This is a genomic window from Marivita hallyeonensis (assembly GCF_900129875.1).
Lineage (GTDB): Bacteria > Pseudomonadota > Alphaproteobacteria > Rhodobacterales > Rhodobacteraceae > Marivita > Marivita hallyeonensis.
The window spans coordinates 324,089-342,189 of sequence record NZ_FQXC01000002.1; the positions used below are offsets into that span (position 1 = coordinate 324,089).

Below are 18,101 nucleotides of genomic sequence, written 5' to 3' on the forward strand. Positions count from 1 at the left end.
ACAAGGCCGCCCGATCTGGGCGGCCTTTTGTATTTGAGTTCTGCGCAGATCAGTTCGGGATCAAGTCTGGTATGATCGTCACGATGCCGGGGAAGAACCAAAGTATCGCAAGCCCGACAACCTGAATGAGCACGAAGGGGATGACCCCACGATAGATATGCGCAGTTGTCACTTCCTTCGGCGCGACGCCGCGCAGATAGAACAGCGCAAAGCCGAATGGAGGTGTCAGGAAGGAGGTCTGCAGGTTCACTGCAATCATGATCGTCACCCAAGCCGGATCGAACGATCCCCCGTAGATCACGGGTCCGACAATCGGCACCACGATGTAGATGATCTCAAGGAAGTCGAGCACGAAGCCGAGGACAAACATGATCAGCATCACGATCAGGAAGACGCGGAATTCGTTGTCGAAACTCTTCAGGAAGTCCTGAATGTAATGCTCACCGCCGAAGCTGATCACGACGAGGTTCAACAGCTGTGACGCGATCAAGATGGTGAACACCATGCTGGTGACTTTGGCCGTTTCGCGCACCGCTGGACTGAGAACGCCACTTCGGTAAAGCACCCAGCAGCTGAACAGCAGACCGAAGAAAGCGTAGAGGTAGGCGGCATAGGCGACGAGGAAGCCGATCCAGCTTTCCGCCGACACTTCGTCAAGGTTGATCCGCAAATCGAAGTTGATGCCGATCAGGATCATGATCGCCACCGCGAAGGTGGAATTGATGATGATCTTGCCGGATTTGTCCTGCTCTTTCAGCTTTCGGTAAGCCGCCAGCATGATGGCACCTGCCGCACCAAGCGCCGCAGCCGGCGTCGGGTTGGTGATGCCGCCAAGGATCGATCCGAGCACAGCGACGATCAGCACCAGCGGCGGGAACACCACGCGGATCAATTCGTTCTTCGACATGATCTTGACCGCGTAGGTCGTGCCCCACAAAGCGATGACCGACGGAATCGCCATCAAAACGACAGTGCCCATCGCCGATGTCGTCGGCGAAATGAACAGGATATCGACGAGCAAAAGCAAAAGCAGACCGCCAGCGCCGACAATGATGGGACGCGGATCGGCACTTGGCGACACGCCTCTGGCCATGCTGAGCGCGAGGCCAAACAGAACCACGAGAACTGCGATACCGGTTCCGATCGGTGCAGCATTTGCAACTTTCGCAGCAATGGCCGCCGTCATTTCTTCCTCGGTCAGACGCACGCTTTGCGCAACACCCCCGGCCGCGTCGATGCTGGCCTGCTCTTCCTGCGCCGCGTCCCAGGCTTCCTGACCATGCAACTCGATCATGGATGCCTGGCATTCCGGGCCAACATTTGTACGGAGGCTCGCCGACTGCCCTACGTCCGAAAAGCTGTCCACTTGCATGGATTGCGAACCGATGACGTTGACCTGTCCCAGAAGAAGTGTTCCCGCCACCAGTGCAACCGGTACAAACAGGAACCAGGTCAGGCCCTCCCCACGTGTAATGGGTTCTGCGTTTGTCGAGCCAAGCTCGACCGGCGGCGCTTTTGACGGGTTGAGCATTGCGAAGCCAAAAGCATAGGCCCCGTAGAGCCCGGCAAGCAGGATACCAGGCAGAAGCGCTGCCTGGAACAGCGTGCCGACGGATACCACCGCAGGTTCGCCCAGATAAGTGAGTGCATCGGTACAGCCTGCAAGGACTGCCCGGTTTTCCTGCGCCGCGGAATAGATGTCCCCCGCCAGCGTGCCCAGAAGGACGATCACAATTGACGGCGGAATAATCTGCCCAAGCGTTCCCGACGCCGCAATCACACCCGTGGCAAGTTCAGGCGAGTAATTGTTGCGAAGCATCGTCGGCAGTGCCAGCAACCCCATGGTCACAACAGTCGCCCCGACGATGCCGGTCGAGGCCGCAAGGAAAGCTCCCACGACGACGATCGACACGGCCAAGCCACCCGGAAGCGGACCGAAAACACGTGCCATAGTGGTGAGCAAATCGTTCGCGATTTTCGACCGCTCCAGCACAATGCCCATGAGAACAAACATCAGAACCGCCAGAAGCGTCTCGATGGACTGACCCGCGAGAACCCGTTCGTTGATCCGGTTCACGATGAAAGCGACGTTGCGCTCCATCGCGACCTCCCAGCCTTGCGGGAAGACGGGCTCTTCTATTCGCGGCAACTCCGGATTTCGGAATATCGAAATCGAGTTGGGGTTCGCTCCATCAGACACCAAAGCGGCATAAGCCGCCGACGAGGTGTCAATCGCCTGGTGAATCAGCAGCCCCGCGCTGTCTAGCGAAGCGATGATCCCAAAGGATATGGCACCGGCACCAGCAATGGCAAAGGCCACGGGGAAGCCGGACAGAATTGCGCCGAAAAGCGTCAGGAATACGATGATCAGGCCGATCTCGACGCCATCAAGTCCAAAAAGCATGACTGTCTCCGCCCTTAGAGTTCCGCGTGGTCGTAGGGTTCTTCACCCTGTTCGAGCACGTCTTTGTCGAGATACTTGTCTGCGCTCTCTTCACCTTCCTTCCATTCGAGGAAGGATCGGTAAAAGAACGCCACGGCTTGCAGGAAGATCAGGCCGCACATCGCGACCAGCAGAACCTTGAACAGGAAATAGCCGTTGAAGCCCGACGGGCTGAAGCCGATCGTTTCGACGTTCCAGCGCAACGCGCGAGACTTGTTCAGCAGCCGGTCCAGGCTTTCGGAGGCGGAAGGATTGGGCACGATTAGATGGCGCCACATGAAGAACCAAGCGTAGAGCCAGATCATGATGGCCATCGGCATCATGAAGATCAGACTGCCCACCATGTCGATCACCCGCTTTGTGCGGTGCGACACGGCGGAATAGATCAGGTCAACCCGGACATGGCCACCCTGAACGAAGGTGTAGGTCAGGCAAAGCGTGACCACCAAAGCGTTGTAAAGCTTGAGCTCTTCGGCCCACCACGAGATGTCGAAGGCAACCGGGATACCGAACCCCATCGAGATGTCGGGACGGGTGAAAATCCGCTGCATGAAGACGATGACCACCTGCTGGATCACCATCAAGAGACCGGCCCAGGCGAAGAACCGGCCGATTGTATTGGCCATGCCTTCGAGCCCACGGACGCAGAGCCACATGAAATCGTTGCGCCACATGCCAATCGCCGTGACGATCAGGAATGTGGTGAAGACCACGAAGAAGAATTCGACCGACCCGCCGTAATACACGAAGCGCATGATGGCTTCTTTGTCGCTCCAGTCGAGCCAGAGCGACGGATGCGTGATCGCGTAGCCGAAATTGTAGAATGACGCGGCGATGTTCTGGAGCACCCAGACGATCCCGCTTCCCAAGGCTGCCAAGGCGGTGCCAAAGCTGACTGCCTGAACCTCTTCCATGGTATTCCCCCGTCCCTTGCGCCATGCCGGACGATCCGTGCCGACCTGCGGTCTTGGGCGTTATACGCCAAGGAGGGTCCCCGCACAGCAGGGACCCCCAGTTTTTTGTGTCTCGAAAGTCGAGATCAGCCGCCCAGAACGCGCACGCGCTGTTCGACGTAGTAGCCGTCGGACTTGTTGATCCAGGATGCGGATGTTGCGAGGCTTTCCTCGAACGACGCGCGGATCTTGGCGAAGAGTTCGTCGCCCATGTTCTCGTCCATGACTTCCGCGGAAGCCGCGCCGAAGGCATCCCAGACATCGTCCGAGAACTGAAGCGTCTTGACGCCCTGTGCCTGCAAACGGGCCAAAGCGGCACCGTTGTTCGCCAGCGTTTCGGACAGCTGGAGATGCGTGGTCGCCATGGAGGCGTAGCGCATGATCGCCTTGTGCTGATCGGACAGCTCGTTCCAGACGTCGAGGTTCACCGATGCCGCAAGCGCAGAGCCCGGCTCGTGGAAACCAGCGGTGTAGTAAACCTTCGCGACTTCCTGGAAACCGGCGCGTTCGTCAGCCATCGGGCCAACCCACTCCAGACCGTCGAGAGCACCGGAGGACAGAGCCTGGTACAGTTCGCCGCCTGGAATGTTCTGAACCGATGCACCCATGCGTGTCAGAACCTGACCGCCGAGGCCCGGCATACGGAACTTCAGACCGTTGAAGTCGTCTGCGGATGTGATTTCATTGCGGAACCAACCACCGGACTGCGAACCGGAGTTACCCGCCAGCAGACCTTTCAGGTTGAAGATCGAACCAAGCTCGTCATGCAGTTCTTCGCCGCCGCCATGGTAGTACCAGTTCGTGACTTCCTGAGCGGTGCCACCGAACGGCACGGCTGTGAAGTAGGCATAGCCCGGGTGCTGACCGATGAAGTAGTAGTCGGCAGAGTGGTAAAGGTCGGCCTGACCGGACGACACCGCGTCGAAGACTTCGAACGCACCCACAAGTTCACCAGGTGCTTTCTTGTCGATGACAAGGCTGCCACCGGACATTTCGCGCACCATTGTTTCGAAATACGAGGCCGCATCATCGAGAACCGCAAAGCCACGCGGCCAGGATGTGACCATTGTGAGCGTCCGTGTGCCCTGAGCAACGAGTGGTGTTGCCAGTGTTGTCGCGGCCGCAGCACCTGCGCCGACGGTAGACGTCCGTAGGAATGAACGACGATCCATGTATTACCTCCCCTGAGTTCTGGATGCGCAAAGGCAGCAAGTCCGCCCCCGCGCGGATCGTTAAGTAGCGGCGACACTAGACAGACTTAAGTCGCATGCAAATACCCAGAGATACGTAGGATCGCCAAAAAATGAGGTGCATCCGGTCACTTTTTCAAACCGATAGCGCTATCAGATTGACAACGTGACTTTGATTCGTCCCTCGCCTGCGATAGCGCTTGATCATGGCTTGGAGCTTTAGTCGCCTTCGCATCACCAACGGTCAGAGACTGTTTCTCCTGGCCTCGGTTCCGCTGATCCTGTCCGCCGCTGCGATTGCATGGCTGGTCGCCAACCAGTCGCGCGAAATGGCGGATCGGGAAATCGCGGTTCTTGAGACGCAACTGATCGAAGCCAAGAAACGCGAGCTGCGCAACTACGTGACGCAAGCCCGCAACGGGTTCTACTTCATCTACGGCTCTGCCCCGCCGAACGATATGCAAGCGCGCGATCAGGTCGCCCAGATCCTCAGTGCGATGATCTACGGGGATGAGGGATTCTTTTTCGTCTATGACTATGATGGCACAAACCTCGTCAGCCCTCGGCAGACCGAACTGATCAACGGAAACTGGCTCGATCTGGAGGACAGCGAAGGCACGTTGGTCGTGCAGGAGTTCATCGAGACAGCGCGCCAAGGTGCTGGCTACGTCGAACACCTGTGGCCGAAACCATCCAGCGGCGAAGAAGCGCGGATGATCACCTATGTCACCTCTTTTCCCAGTTGGCGATGGGCTGTCGGGACCGGTGTCTTCATTGATGACGTGGTCGAATCCGTGGCCGTTGCCCGCGCCGAAGTCGAAGCGCGGGTGCAGCAGACCTTTGTCTATATCTCGGCCATTACACTTGCGGCGTTGCTGATGGTTTTTCTGACCGGTGTGTTCCTGAACGTCCGTGAACGCAAACTGTCGGACGCGAAACTGCGGGAACTCACGCAGCGCGTTCTCGATGCGCAGGAAGAGGAACGCGGGCGCGTCGCGCGCGAATTGCACGATGGGATCAGCCAGATCCTCGTTGGCGTGAAATACGCCTTGGACGTGGCTCTGCGCCGATCCAGGAAAGGAGACGCGACGGCGTCCGAACCGCTGGCGAAAGGCATCGAAAACCTCAATACCGCAATCACCGAAGTCCGCCGGATCAGTCGCGACCTGCGACCGGGGGTTCTGGATGATCTCGGACTGGGTCCCGCGATCAAATCCTTAAGTGAAGATTTCCGCGCAAGAAACGGAATCGAAACACATTTTGACACCGTCGTCTTCCGGAACCGGCTGGATCAGGATGCCAAGATCGCGCTCTACCGCATCGCCCAGGAAGCGCTGACAAACGTGGAGCGGCACGCACAAGCCTCGCAGGTGAAGATCAGCTTGCGCGGCCACCGCGACGGAGCAACGCTGCGCATCGAAGACAATGGGCGCGGCTTCCAGACCGGCCGACGCGAAGCCCGACCCGGGATTGGGTTGCGTAATATGCAAGAGCGCATCGACCAGCTGGGCGGGCAACTGCGTGTCTTGTCATCCTCGGAAGGCACAACTATCGAAGCCGACATTCCGCTGACCCATGTCCTGCCGCCAGAAGACCGGCGGCGGACCCAGATCACCGAGGCCCCGGCATGAGCGAACGCACCCGAGTTGTCATTGTTGACGATCACCCGATGGTCGCCGAAGGCATCGAGGCGATCCTTGAGGGATATGACGATATCGAAGTGCTCGCCACACTGGGAGACGGACAAGCTCTGATAGACCGGCTGGAAATCCTGAGCCCTGATGTCGTGCTGATGGACCTCAACATGCCCGGATTGAACGGCCTTTCGGCCACGGAAATCGTTCTGGAACGACGTCCCGAGACACGCGTGCTTGTGCTGTCGATGCATGATGCGCCGGAATACATCTCGACCGCGCTCGGCCACGGGGCAAAGGGATACGTTCTGAAAGACGTGCCTACGGAAGAGATCAAGAACGCCATCGACGCAGTGATGCGCGGCGAGCAATACCTGTGCACCGGTGCCGAGGGTGCGTTGACGCCTGCGGACGGTGGCGGTCGTGAACCGCTGACGAACCGCGAACAGACGATTCTGCTCGAACTTGCCCAAGGCAAATCGAACAAGGAAGTGGCCATCGCGCTCGATATCTCTGTGCGGACCGTCGAAACGCACCGCAAGAACATCAAGAGAAAACTGGGGATCAGTTCAACCGCTGGTCTGACCCGCTATGCGCTTGAGCACGGAGTTCTGCAGGGAACCGGTGTCAACGGCTGATCAGACGTCGACGTCCTTGGCTTCATCGCACTGGAACACCGACCAAAACGCCGCTTTTATGATGCGCGGCTGCTCCGCGTGATCTTGCGGTGTCGCAAGTGCGGCTTGCGCCGCGGGGCTGACCTGGGTGTCCAGCGTCGCGCCGAGAGCGAGAAGCACCATCAATACAGACGCGTGTGCCATCGAAAACCGAGCGATGCGGAAATTCTGACGCCGTACCATGTGATCTACCTTTCGCCGCAATGACTGAACTGTTCGGTTCACTCTAGCGTGGCGAACCATATTGTATCAATCCGAACCTCCGCGCGATGACGCACAGTTGATGTGTGGTGAGCAGTCGCATGTGCGTCTGTGCCGGATGGCTTTCCGTGCGAATTAACGAAAATTTCAACATTGATGCGACGTAACGCAACTTTTGCCAAATTTTCTGCGATCCTGCGTTCTTTTTTCCTGCGTTTCGATGTTGACGCCCGCGGACCATGCCCATAATGTCCCCGCACGCGAAAAGGAGCTTTCGACAAATGCGCGAGCTAGTCGTCATCGTAGGATGTTGGTGCATGGGCCGGTAACGGAACCTCAATAGAACCCCATGCGCCCCCGACTGAACACCGGGGGCTTTTTTATGCGTAACGAAACGTAGTGTCTGAAAACGGAGCATAGCGATGACACGTCAAATGACCGGAGCGAAAATGGTGGTTCAAGCCCTGAAGGATCAGGGTGTCGACACAGTATTCGGATACCCCGGTGGCGCTGTGCTACCGATTTATGACGAGATTTTTCAGCAGAACGGCATTCGCCATTTCCTTGTGCGTCACGAACAGGGCGCGGTGCACGCCGCGGAAGGGTATGCGCGCGCCACAGGCAAGCCCGGTGTGGTGCTCGTGACCTCGGGGCCTGGTGCCACGAATGCCGTGACAGGTCTGACCGACGCGCTCATGGATTCGATCCCGATCGTGGTTCTCACCGGTCAGGTGCCGACCTTTATGATCGGCTCGGACGCCTTTCAGGAAGCCGATACCGTGGGCATCACTCGTCCCTGCACTAAGCACAATTGGCTTGTGAAGGACACCGACAAGCTGTCCGGCGTTATCCACGAGGCCTTCCATGTCGCAACCTCGGGTCGCCCAGGCCCGGTGCTGGTGGATATTCCCAAGGATGTGCAATTCGCCAGCGGGACCTACACCGAAAAGGCCAAAGCGCCGGTCAGCCACTACCAGCCACAGGTCAAAGGCGACATGGAGACGATCACCCAGCTCGTCGAAGCCATCGAGCGTGCGGAGCGGCCGGTATTCTATACTGGCGGCGGTGTGATCAACTCGGGTCCGGCCGCAAGCCAGCTGCTGCGCGAACTGGTCGAAGCGACTGGCTTTCCGATCACCTCAACGCTGATGGGGTTGGGCTGCTACCCAGCATCCGGCAAGAACTGGCTTGGAATGCTGGGCATGCATGGCCTTTACGAGGCCAATCTGGCGATGCACGATTGCGATCTGATGATCAATATCGGGGCGCGGTTCGACGACCGCATCACCGGCCGCATCGATGCGTTCAGCCCGAAGTCGAAGAAAGCGCATGTCGATATCGACCCGTCCTCCATCAACAAAGTGATCCGCGTCGACTATCCGATCATCGGCGACGTGGCGCATGTGCTGGAAGATATCCTCAAGGTCTGGAAGTCACGTGGCCGCAAGGTGAACCGCGAAGGCCTGTCGAAATGGTGGTCGCGGATCGACGAGTGGCGGAAGGTCGACTGCCTCAAATACAAACCGTCCGCAAAGACGATCAAACCACAGCATGCGCTGGATCGGCTCGAGGCGCTGACCAAGGGCCGTGACCGCTATATCTGCACCGAAGTCGGCCAACACCAAATGTGGGCAGCGCAATACCTTGGCTTCGAGGATCCGAACCGCTGGATGACCTCGGGCGGCCTTGGGACCATGGGCTACGGCACGCCTGCGTCTATCGGTGTTCAAGTGGCCCACCCTGATGCGCTTGTGATCAACGTGGCCGGTGAAGCCTCCTGGCTGATGAACATGCAGGAAATGGGTACCGCGGTGCAGTACCGCCTTCCGGTGAAGCAATTCATTCTGAACAACGAACGCCTTGGCATGGTGCGACAGTGGCAGGAGCTTCTGCACGGCGAGCGCTATTCGCATTCCTGGTCCGAGGCCCTGCCCGACTTCGTGAAGCTGGCCGAGGCTTTTGGCTGCAAAGGCATCCTGTGCAAGGACCCTGCGGACCTCGACGATGCGATCATGGAGATGCTCGATTACGACGGTCCGGTGATTTTCGACTGCCTCGTCGAGAAACACGAGAATTGCTTCCCGATGATCCCGTCCGGCGAGCCGCACAACAAGATGCTGTTGGGCGAAGCCAGCACCAAGGACGCCATTGGGTCAAAAGGCGCTGTGATGGTGTAATCGTATCGGACCGGCTATCGCCGGTCCGACCGCGTGGGGGCTCTGCCCCCACACCCCCGAGATATTTTGGAACCAGAGAAGAACATCATGTCAGCGCTCAAGATCAAAAAAGGGTCGACCAAGCATTCCGCATACAATCTGCGACCGACGTTTTCGGACGTACAGGAAACGCACACATTGGCTGTGCTGGTTGACAACGAAGCAGGCGTGCTCGCCCGTGTCATCGGGCTTTTTTCCGGCCGTGGCTACAACATCGAAAGCCTGACGGTCGCCGAGGTGGATCATCAGGGACACCTCTCGCGCATCACGATTGTCACCACGGGCACGCCGCAGGTGATCGAACAGATCAAGGCACAGCTGGGCCGGATCGTTCCGGTGCATGAGGTGCACGATCTTACCGTGGAAGGCAGTTCAGTCGAGCGCGAGCTTGCCCTCATCAAGGTCGAAGGCAGCGGCGACAAACGGGTCGAAGCCTTGCGTCTTGCGGATATCTTTCGCGCCCATGTCGTGGACAGCACGCTCGACAGCTTTGTCTTTCAGATCACCGGAACATCCGAAAAAGTCGACGCCTTCGCGGACCTCATGCGCCCCTTGGGGCTCGTCGAGATCGCGCGCACCGGCGTTGCGGCGTTGTCCCGCGGCGCCTGACGCTTTAACCGGATCGAAGGATCCGCGTGTCCCGCACGGGTTCGAGATATTGCGCCAGATCGACGACCTTCGGGCTGTCTTCTTTCGCGACCAGCTGCGCGGTTTCGCGTGTCGCGCGTAATCGTGAAGGCAGATTGGGAGAGTGCGACGGCTCAAGAAGTTGCGGGTTCTTGGCACGACGCATGTTCTTTTGCATCACCACGTCGAATTGAATCAGGTCGCCCGCATCGAGCGCAGGGGCGTCATGCAGATTGCCTTCGCAGGGTGTGTAATAGGCCAGTTCCCCTTGGTCTTCACACCAGATCACGGCTTTCTGCGCGTTTGCGTCGGACCAGAGCACGACACCAAACATATTCTGCGTTGTCATATTTTTGGTTCCCCATCTTAGGTCTCCAATGTGTTAATTTTTGGACTTTCGGGACATGTCGAATTCCGCGTCGGCGGCTCAATATTTGTGTCAGAAATTAATTGACCTTGACGCTGGTTAGCATCAACCTTGATGCCAATATGCGTCAAACTTGGTTTGAACCCGCGAAATACACGTTTTCCGAGAGTTGAATATTAGACAGACACGTTACAGTTAAATACCAGTGCCGTAGTTTTGTGCTGAATGCAATCATGGAGCTGTCCTTGAAGACGCCAAGTCCGTCAGAACTGCGCAACACACTTGGCGCGAACCTTCGCACACTGGCCCGCACGACGCCGTCCATCTCTGCGCTGTGCCGGGAGCTCGGGATCAATCGGACACAATTCAACCGCTATCTCTCCGGAGAAAGCTTTCCGCGTCCGGACGTCTTGTTTCGGATCTGCAGTTATTTCGGCGTCGATGCGCGGATCATTCTCGAACCGCTGGAAAGCATTGAAAGCACCAAGCCGGCGTTGTTGAGCCATCCGGAAATCCGGGACTTCCTTTCTGCGGGTCTATCAGGTTTTCCCGAAGCGCTCCTGCCAAGTGGGTTTTACCAATTTCACCGGCAAAGCTTCCTCGACGAAACGCGCTTTCTGCGGGGGCTGGTCTACGTGTATCGCAAAGATGATGCGACATTCCTGCGCGGGTATGAAGCAAAGGCCGGGATGGAGCAGTTGGGTCTGCCCACTGACGCGCCGGCGCGTGAGTTTCGCGGGCTCCTCATGGCGCAGGAACGTGGCATTGCGGGGCTTGTCAGCCGCCGGAAGGCTTTGACAATGACATTCAACTTTCTCGCGCAAGTGCCGTCTTATGAGAACAATTACTGGGTGGGTTACACAGTGCGCACCGTGGGTGAAAGCCCGACCGGCGCACGCGCGGCGCGGCTGATTTACGATTTCCTTGGCCGGGACACGCGCAAAGTTCTTACCGCCGCGCGCCAGACCGGATTCTGCAGCGCGACGGATCTCAAGCCGCTCGTGCGCACGCATCTGCGCGTCGGCGAGCCGTTTCAGTAAACCCGGAGGCGTCGATTCAGATCGTCCCGTGTCGTGAATGGGCGCGATCAGATGTTGGTCAATACGCCACGATGCCCCCAGTTGAGCTTTGGGAGGCGCACATGACCGTGATCGATCCAACTCTGGCAGACGTGCAGAAACCGACGGCACAGGCACGCGGCCTGCCAAACGCGCACTACACCGATCCAACCCAATTCGACGAAGAGCGGGACGCGTTGTTCGGAGCCGGCTGGGCGGGGCTTGCCGTTGCGTCGGATGTGCCAAGCCCGGGTGATGCGGTGCCGATCACGTTTGTCGGCATTCCGCTCCTCCTGATCCGGGGGCGCGATGACGTGGTTCGGGTTTTCCAGAACATCTGCCGCCATCGCGGGATGATCCTTGTCGAGGCGCCCCGCAAGATCGAAGGGGCCATTCGCTGCCCCTACCATTCCTGGTGTTACAGCACGCAGGGCAAGCTCGTCGCCACCCCGCATGTCGGCGGGCCCGGCCAGAATGCGCATGCGGAGATGGATCGCGACACGCTTGGCCTGATCGAAGTCCGCAGTCACATCTGGCTCGATGTGGTTTGGATCAACCTCTCGGGCGACGCGCCGGATTTCGGAGACGCGATGCGCGAGGTGATTGCGCGATGGGCTGAATTCGACCAGCCGATGGTACACGGAGGACAGGACAGCACGTTCAATCTGACCGTGAACGGGAACTGGAAATTGGCGGTGGAGAACTACTGCGAAAGCTACCACCTGCCCTGGGTGCATCCGGGGCTGAACAGCTACTCGCGGCTTGAGGACCATTACAACATCGAGATCGAGGGCACGACGTCCGGTCAGGGCACTCTGGTTTATCGCCAGCTTGCGGATGAGGCCGGGACGACCTTCCCGGATTTCGTCGGGCTGGGCGAGAAGTGGGACGCCGGTGCGGAATACCTTTCGGTCTTTCCGAACGTCTTGCTCGGCGTTCATCGGGATCATGCCTATGCGATCATTCTGCTGCCGGACGGACCGGAGAAGACCACAGAATACGTCCATATCTACTACGCCTCAGAGGACACCGATGAAACGCTTCGGCGTCGCAACACCGCACAGTGGAAAGTGGTGTTCGAGGAAGACATCTTTGTCGTGGAAGGCATGCAGCGCGGACGGCGCGCACCCGGATTTGACGGTGGACGTTTCTCACCGGCGATGGATGGGCCAACGCATTGCTTCCACAGATGGGCGGCGAAACGCCTTGCGGACCATCGAAGCGCAACGTGACGCAGTCGCTGCACGAAGCGCTGCTCGAGGCGCACGCTAAAGGTGACAAACGCGCTTTGATGGCCCTCTACGAAGACGCGGCAGAGCAAAGCACGGACGACGATGCCGTCGGGTTTTTCCTGACCCATGCCTACATTTTCGCACTCGATTGCGGCGACGCCCGCGCTACGGAACTGCGCGGTCGACTGGTCAGTATGGGACGCGAAACCAACGGGTAGGACATGCAGGCATGGGGGACACCTGCATGCCCCGTGGCTCCCTACTTCTGGATCGACTCGAGGTAATACGCGATGGATAGAACTTTGCCGCGTGTGTAGAGCACGTCACCGTATTCGGTGCCGCTATGGCTTTCCTCGTCGAAAAGCGCGCCATAGACCGGCATCGGCCCTCCATGCGCCCGAAGGCCGGTGCGCCCGTCAATGATGTGAATAACGTCGAGCATGGGGAACTGCCCCTCATGCGCCGCCGCCAATCCCGTCAGGTCCGGGACAGATGCCGTCATGATTTCCGTCAGTGGCCCACCACCAGACCCATCCATGCCGTGACAGGTTGCGCAATACTGCTCGTAGGTTCTTTGGCCAATGTCAGCGTCTTGCGCCATGACCACAGACCCGGCGCACAGTGCAGTCGCAAGAACTGTGTGTAGCACTTTCTGTTTCATAGTCTCCTCCAAACTGGACAAAAGTGTCCATGAACGCGCGCGGCTGCGTGCGCCCACAAACACATGCTAAGCTCGGCATGTGATTACGGCTTTGACTCAGGTCATATGCAGTGACGACAGTGCTTCAGCCGGCAGGCGCTGGTGTGTCCGGCGTTCTGACCTGATCATAGAGATGCCAGGTGGCATGGCCCAAAAGCGGCAGCGTGATGAACAGCCCCAAGAAACCGGGCAACAAAGACACGAAGGTCACAACTGCGATGAACGCGCCCCAGCCCAGCATGAGAACCGGATGCTTCAGCACGTATTGGAACGACGTGATCATCGCGGTGACGAAATCAACTTCCCGATCGAGCAGGAGCGGCAGCGCCAGAACCGTTATGTTGAACAGTAAGGTCGCAAAAAGTGCGCCCACGATCGAACCGACAATGAGCATCATCATCCCGTTTGCCGTGAGGTAGACATCCAGGGACGTTGAGACATTTGTCATCGTACTCAGCCCAAGAAACAGCGCAAAAATCATGTGGCCAATGAAGAACCAGAACAGGAAGACCATAATAATGATCGCGCAGATCGACGGCAGTTGCCGGCGCGACTGGTTCAGGATCACGCCGAACACCTCGGATGTTTTCAGCGGCGCGCCGTATTCAAGCCGCCGGCTGACATCGTAGAAGCCGACCGCCGCAAAAGGTCCGATCAACGGGAAGCCGATGGCGGCCAGAACAAGCCAGAAGGTGGTGCCGGTGCTCATCGTGACCCAAAGGATCAACCAACCCGCCAGGACATAAAACCCCGCGAAGATGAACGCATAGAAGGGTGCGCGTTTCATATCGGCCCATCCCCGCCTGAGCGCTTCGCGCAACGTGGACAGCGTCACCGTGCCGAATTCCGGCACACCCAAGGCTGGGGGGGTGTTCATGGGGCCTCCAAATGTTCCGAAGCGCCTTGCCATGAAAGCGACTTGCGGACCGTTTGGCAACCGTCACGTGTTTCGACTTTGCCAGAGGTTCAGTCGCTGCGCGCCTCGGCCCGCGACTTGCCGGACACGTTCTGCGCCAGCGTTGCCGCCATGAACGGGTCAAGATCGCCGTCCAGAACACCCTTGGTGTCCGAGGTTTCGTAGTTCGTCCGCAGGTCTTTCACCATCTGGTAGGGCTGCAAGACGTAGGACCGGATCTGGTTGCCCCAACCCGCATCCCCCTTGGCTTCATGCGCTGCGTTGATGTCGGCATGCCTGCGATCAAGCTCTAGCTGATAGAGACGCGACTTGAGCGCTTTCATCGCGATGTCCCGGTTCTGGTGCTGCGATTTCTCGGAGCTTGTGACAACGATCCCGGTGGGATGGTGCGTGATCCGCACGGCGGAGTCCGTGGTGTTCACGTGCTGCCCCCCTGCCCCGGAGGATCGGAACGTGTCGATGCGAATATCGGCGGGGTTCACCTCGATCTCGATATTGTCGTCGACCACCGGATAAACCCAGACCGAACAGAACGACGTGTGTCGCTTGGCGGCGCTGTCGAAGGGCGAGATGCGCACAAGCCGGTGCACGCCAGATTCTGACTTCAGCCAGCCATAAGCGTTCGGACCACTGATCTTGTAGGCTGCCGATTTGATCCCGGCTTCTTCGCCCGCCTGCTCGGACTGAAGTTCGACTTCGTATCCATGTGCCTCGGCCCAGCGGACATACATCCGCGCCAGCATCGACGCCCAGTCGCAGGATTCCGTCCCCCCTGCGCCCGAATTGATTTCGAGAAACGTGTCGTTGCCATCGGCTTCGCCATCCAACAGCGCTTCAAGCTCTTTCTTCGCAGCCTTCTCAGCAAGCGCTTTCAACGCGTTTTCGGCGTCGGTGATGACCTCCTGATCATCCTCCATTTCGCCCAGCTCGATCATTTCGACATTGTCGGACATGTCCTGCTTGATCGACGTGTAGGTTTCGATGGCATCCACCAGCATCTGACGGTCGCGCATGAGTTTTTGCGCCGCCTCCGGATCATCCCACAGGTTCGGATCTTCAACGCGGGCGTTGAACTCTTCCAAACGATGCTGCGCCGTCTCCCAATCCAGCCGCTGCTCAAGCAGCTTCACGGATTTCTCGATTTGTTCGACGACGTTCTGGATTTCAGCGCGCATTGGCGATCCTGTTTGCTCGGGCCTTCGGTTCGATGGTGATAGACCAGCCGTCCACCCCCTTCAAGAAGGCACGGACGCGGTACAGGATGGCGGGTGGATCAGTACAGACCGCCCGAACTCAGCGTGCCAAAGCTGGCTTTCGGACCCACGATGGCTGTGCCACCGCTCGATGTCGTGACCTGCCTCGCCGACTGACCGTCGGAGCTGTAGAGCTCGAAATTCGACCCCATGGCAAAGCCGCCATCGAACTGAATCCCGAAGATCGGCTCTTCGCCTTCACGGAAGCATTCGGCCACCACATTCTCTCCGCTGGCCCCATCTGAGAGGCGCGCGCCGGTGTTGCGATCGATGTTAATGAACTGACAGCTCTCGGGCGGGCGGAAGCGGCTGCCGCCGTATTTGGCCACGGCCTTCTGCATGAAGGCATTGAACACCGGGCCGCACATGCCGCCACCCGAAGCGCCGCTGCCAAGGCTGCGCGGCTGATCGAATCCGATGTAGCACCCTGCCACGATGTTCGAGGTGAAGCCGACGAACCACACATCTTTCGCATCGTTGGTTGTTCCGGTTTTACCCGCTGTCGGGACAGGCAGATTGACGGTCTTGCGCGCGGTGCCCCGCTCGACCACGCCCTGCATCATCGATGTCAGCTGATACGCGGTCACCGCGTTCATCACACGTTCGCGGTTGCTGCGCACCGTCGGGCCCTGCCCCGGTTGCAGGCTTGCAAGCGTGCAATCCTCGCACACGCGCTGGTCATGCTTGTAGACGGTATTTCCGAACCTGTCCTGCACGCGGTCAACCAGCGTCGGTTCCACCCGTTCGCCACCGTTTGCGAACATCGCGTAGGCCGCCACCATCTTGTAGAGCGTCGTTTCATCAGCACCGAGCGCGTTGGCAAGCACCTGACCCATGCGGTCATAGACGCCGAACTTCTCGGCGTAGCTGCCGACGACGTCCATGCCAACTTCTTGCGCAAGGCGAATGGTCATCAGGTTACGCGACTGTTCAATCCCGGTGCGCAGCGGCGTCGGCCCGTAGAACCGGTTCGACGCGTTCTGAGGACGCCAGACGCCCTGTGGCGTGTTGATCTCGATCGGGGCGTCCACCACGATTGTTGCCGGGGAATAGCCGCTGTCCAAAGCGGCCGCATACACGAATGGCTTGAAGCTCGATCCCGGCTGGCGCTGTGCCTGCGTGGCACGATTGAAGACCGAATGCTGGTAGCTGAACCCTCCCTGCATCGCGATCACGCGCCCGGTATTCACGTCCATCGCCATGAACGCGCCCTGCACCTGCGGCACCTGCCGGAGGGTCCAGCGGATGAAACTGCCATCGTCATCCGACGTCATGCGGCGCACGTGCACCACATCCCCGACCTCGACCAGATCACCGGCAACCTGTCCACGGCGTCCCAGCGACCCGTCGTCATTGCGCTTGCGCGCCCATTCCACGTCGCGCGCTGGGATCCAGTGACCATCTTCGTCGTCGGCCACGCCTTCGATGCCAATCCGCGCATCGTTGTTGCCGATCTCAAGTACAACGGCCGGATACCACGGGTTTTCCAGAAGGATGTCGCGCGCGATATCAACCTCGCTCAAGGCTTCGCGCCATGACGCCTCATCGTTCAAAAGCTCAACCGGAATGGTCTTGCCGGAACCGCGCCAGATGCCCTGGCCGCGGTCATACTGTTCCAGAGCGCGCTGCAACGCGTCTTCGGCCTCAAGCTGCAACTCCGGATCAAGCGTCGCGCGCACACTGAAGCCACCCGAAAAGAACTCCCCCTCTCCAAAATCCACGCTCAACTGGCGGCGGATTTCGTCAGTGAAGTAGTTGCGGGGCGGAAGTGCGGCCCGGAACGGTTCGTAATCCCCGTTCTGCACCGATCTCAATGGCATCGCGACCTCGACGTTGTATGTCGCTTCGTCGATATAGCCGTTCTCGAACATCTCCTCGAGAACGAAGTTCCTACGCGACAACAGGCGGTCCTTGCGGCGGACGGGATGAAATTCGGAGGGCGCCTTCGGCATCGACGCAAGCGTCGCGGCCTCGTGCGGGGCGAGCTCTGTCAACGGCTTGTTGAAATAGGTCTGCGCCGCAGCGGTCACACCATAGGAGTTCTGACCAAGAAAGATCTCATTCATGTAGAGTTCGAGAATCTTCTCTTTCGACAAGGTGTCTTCGATCCGCGAGGCAAGGATGATCTCTTTGATCTTGCGCTCCACCCGGCGGTCGCCGGACAGAAGGAAGTTCTTCATCACCTGTTGCGTGATCGTGGAGGCACCGCGCACGTCGCGCCCGCCCGAGGCCACCGCGTCAAACGCCGCCGCCGCGATGCCGCGCAGGTCGTAGCCTTGATGTTCGTAGAAGTTCTTGTCTTCAGCCGAAATGAAGGCCTGCTTGACCAGATCGGGGATTTCGTTCGCGGGTGTGAACAGGCGTCGTTCTTCGGCGAATTCATCGATGATCCGGCCTTCGACAGAATAGATCCGGCTGATCGTGGGCGGCGTGTACTGCGCGAGGCTTTCGTGACTCGGCAAATCGCGCCCGTACATCCAGAACACAGCCCCAACGGCCAGGGCCACCATCAATGCGCCCATGGTCACAAGGGTGAAGATCGCCCCAAAGAAAGACAGGATGAATCTGGTCACGCGGTGCCCCTGTACTGCGGTGTCCAACCCCTACAAAATCGGGGCGTTATGGTCAAAACAC

General features: G+C 58.9%; 16 protein-coding genes. 7 read left to right on the top strand and 9 right to left on the bottom strand.

The window, feature by feature from the left end; genetic code table 11:
* Window positions 1-49 precede the first annotated feature (49 nt).
* The 3 genes from BUA42_RS07240 to BUA42_RS07250 all read right to left on the bottom strand — a co-directional run bounded on the left by BUA42_RS07240 (window position 50) and on the right by BUA42_RS07250 (window position 4,568).
* On the bottom strand, window positions 50-2,404 hold the full coding sequence (locus tag BUA42_RS07240) for a TRAP transporter large permease (RefSeq protein WP_072777043.1): 2,355 nt from the start codon (window positions 2,402-2,404) through the stop codon (window positions 50-52).
* A 14-nt stretch (window positions 2,405-2,418) separates the two neighbouring features.
* On the bottom strand, window positions 2,419-3,357 hold the full coding sequence (locus BUA42_RS07245) for a TRAP transporter small permease subunit (RefSeq protein WP_072777044.1): 939 nt from the start codon (window positions 3,355-3,357) through the stop codon (window positions 2,419-2,421).
* Between the two features lie 125 nt (window positions 3,358-3,482).
* Complete coding sequence (locus BUA42_RS07250; RefSeq protein WP_072777045.1) at window positions 3,483-4,568, bottom strand: TRAP transporter substrate-binding protein; 1,086 nt, start codon at window positions 4,566-4,568, stop codon at window positions 3,483-3,485.
* Window positions 4,569-4,792: 224 nt separating this feature from the next.
* Here BUA42_RS07250 and BUA42_RS07255 point away from each other — a divergent pair, with 224 nt between their 5' ends.
* Together BUA42_RS07255 and BUA42_RS07260 are read left to right on the top strand one after the other, a co-directional pair.
* On the top strand, window positions 4,793-6,217 hold the full coding sequence (locus tag BUA42_RS07255; RefSeq protein ID WP_072777046.1) for a cache domain-containing protein: 1,425 nt from the start codon (window positions 4,793-4,795) through the stop codon (window positions 6,215-6,217).
* Window positions 6,214-6,858, top strand: a complete 645-nt coding sequence (locus BUA42_RS07260; protein ID WP_072777047.1) for a response regulator transcription factor — start codon at window positions 6,214-6,216, stop codon at window positions 6,856-6,858. The genes BUA42_RS07255 and BUA42_RS07260 overlap by 4 nt, the downstream gene beginning before the upstream one ends.
* Here BUA42_RS07260 and BUA42_RS07265 read toward each other — a convergent pair whose 3' ends face one another.
* A complete protein-coding gene (locus BUA42_RS07265) occupies window positions 6,859-7,080 on the bottom strand; it encodes a hypothetical protein (RefSeq protein WP_072777048.1) in 222 nt (73 codons plus the stop codon).
* Window positions 7,081-7,520: 440 nt separating this feature from the next.
* Between BUA42_RS07265 and BUA42_RS07270 the strand changes: the two genes are divergently transcribed.
* Entirely contained in the window at window positions 7,521-9,275 is a 1,755-nt protein-coding gene (locus BUA42_RS07270) for an acetolactate synthase 3 large subunit (RefSeq protein ID WP_072777049.1), read from the top strand.
* Window positions 9,276-9,362: 87 nt separating this feature from the next.
* A complete protein-coding gene (ilvN, locus tag BUA42_RS07275) occupies window positions 9,363-9,923 on the top strand; it encodes an acetolactate synthase small subunit (protein ID WP_072777050.1) in 561 nt (186 codons plus the stop codon).
* A 4-nt stretch (window positions 9,924-9,927) separates the two neighbouring features.
* On the opposite strand, the gene BUA42_RS07280 is transcribed toward ilvN, so the two are convergent.
* Entirely contained in the window at window positions 9,928-10,290 is a 363-nt protein-coding gene (locus BUA42_RS07280; RefSeq protein WP_084066151.1) for a hypothetical protein, read from the bottom strand.
* A gap of 251 nt (window positions 10,291-10,541) precedes the next feature.
* On the opposite strand from BUA42_RS07280, the gene BUA42_RS07285 reads away from it, so the two are divergent.
* The 3 genes from BUA42_RS07285 (at window position 10,542) to BUA42_RS07295 (ending at window position 12,816) form a co-directional block, all read left to right on the top strand.
* Entirely contained in the window at window positions 10,542-11,348 is an 807-nt protein-coding gene (locus tag BUA42_RS07285; RefSeq protein ID WP_072777463.1) for a helix-turn-helix domain-containing protein, read from the top strand.
* Between the two features lie 101 nt (window positions 11,349-11,449).
* On the top strand, window positions 11,450-12,598 hold the full coding sequence (locus BUA42_RS07290; RefSeq protein ID WP_072777051.1) for an aromatic ring-hydroxylating oxygenase subunit alpha: 1,149 nt from the start codon (window positions 11,450-11,452) through the stop codon (window positions 12,596-12,598).
* Entirely contained in the window at window positions 12,595-12,816 is a 222-nt protein-coding gene (locus BUA42_RS07295) for a hypothetical protein (protein ID WP_143152640.1), read from the top strand. Before BUA42_RS07290 ends, BUA42_RS07295 begins: the two co-directional genes overlap by 4 nt.
* A 41-nt stretch (window positions 12,817-12,857) precedes the next feature.
* Here the strand turns inward: BUA42_RS07295 and BUA42_RS07300 are convergent, their stop codons facing one another.
* The 4 genes from BUA42_RS07300 to BUA42_RS07315 form a co-directional block, all read right to left on the bottom strand.
* Window positions 12,858-13,259, bottom strand: a complete 402-nt coding sequence (locus BUA42_RS07300) for a c-type cytochrome (protein WP_072777053.1) — start codon at window positions 13,257-13,259, stop codon at window positions 12,858-12,860.
* A gap of 124 nt (window positions 13,260-13,383) precedes the next feature.
* Entirely contained in the window at window positions 13,384-14,175 is a 792-nt protein-coding gene (locus BUA42_RS07305) for a DUF2189 domain-containing protein (protein WP_072777054.1), read from the bottom strand.
* 89 nt (window positions 14,176-14,264) lie between these two features.
* Window positions 14,265-15,389: a peptide chain release factor 2 gene (prfB, locus tag BUA42_RS07310; protein ID WP_072777055.1), complete on the bottom strand. Its 1,125-nt coding sequence runs from the start codon at window positions 15,387-15,389 to the stop codon at window positions 14,265-14,267.
* A gap of 98 nt (window positions 15,390-15,487) precedes the next feature.
* Entirely contained in the window at window positions 15,488-18,040 is a 2,553-nt protein-coding gene (locus tag BUA42_RS07315; RefSeq protein ID WP_072777056.1) for a penicillin-binding protein 1A, read from the bottom strand.
* Window positions 18,041-18,101: the final 61 nt, after the last annotated feature.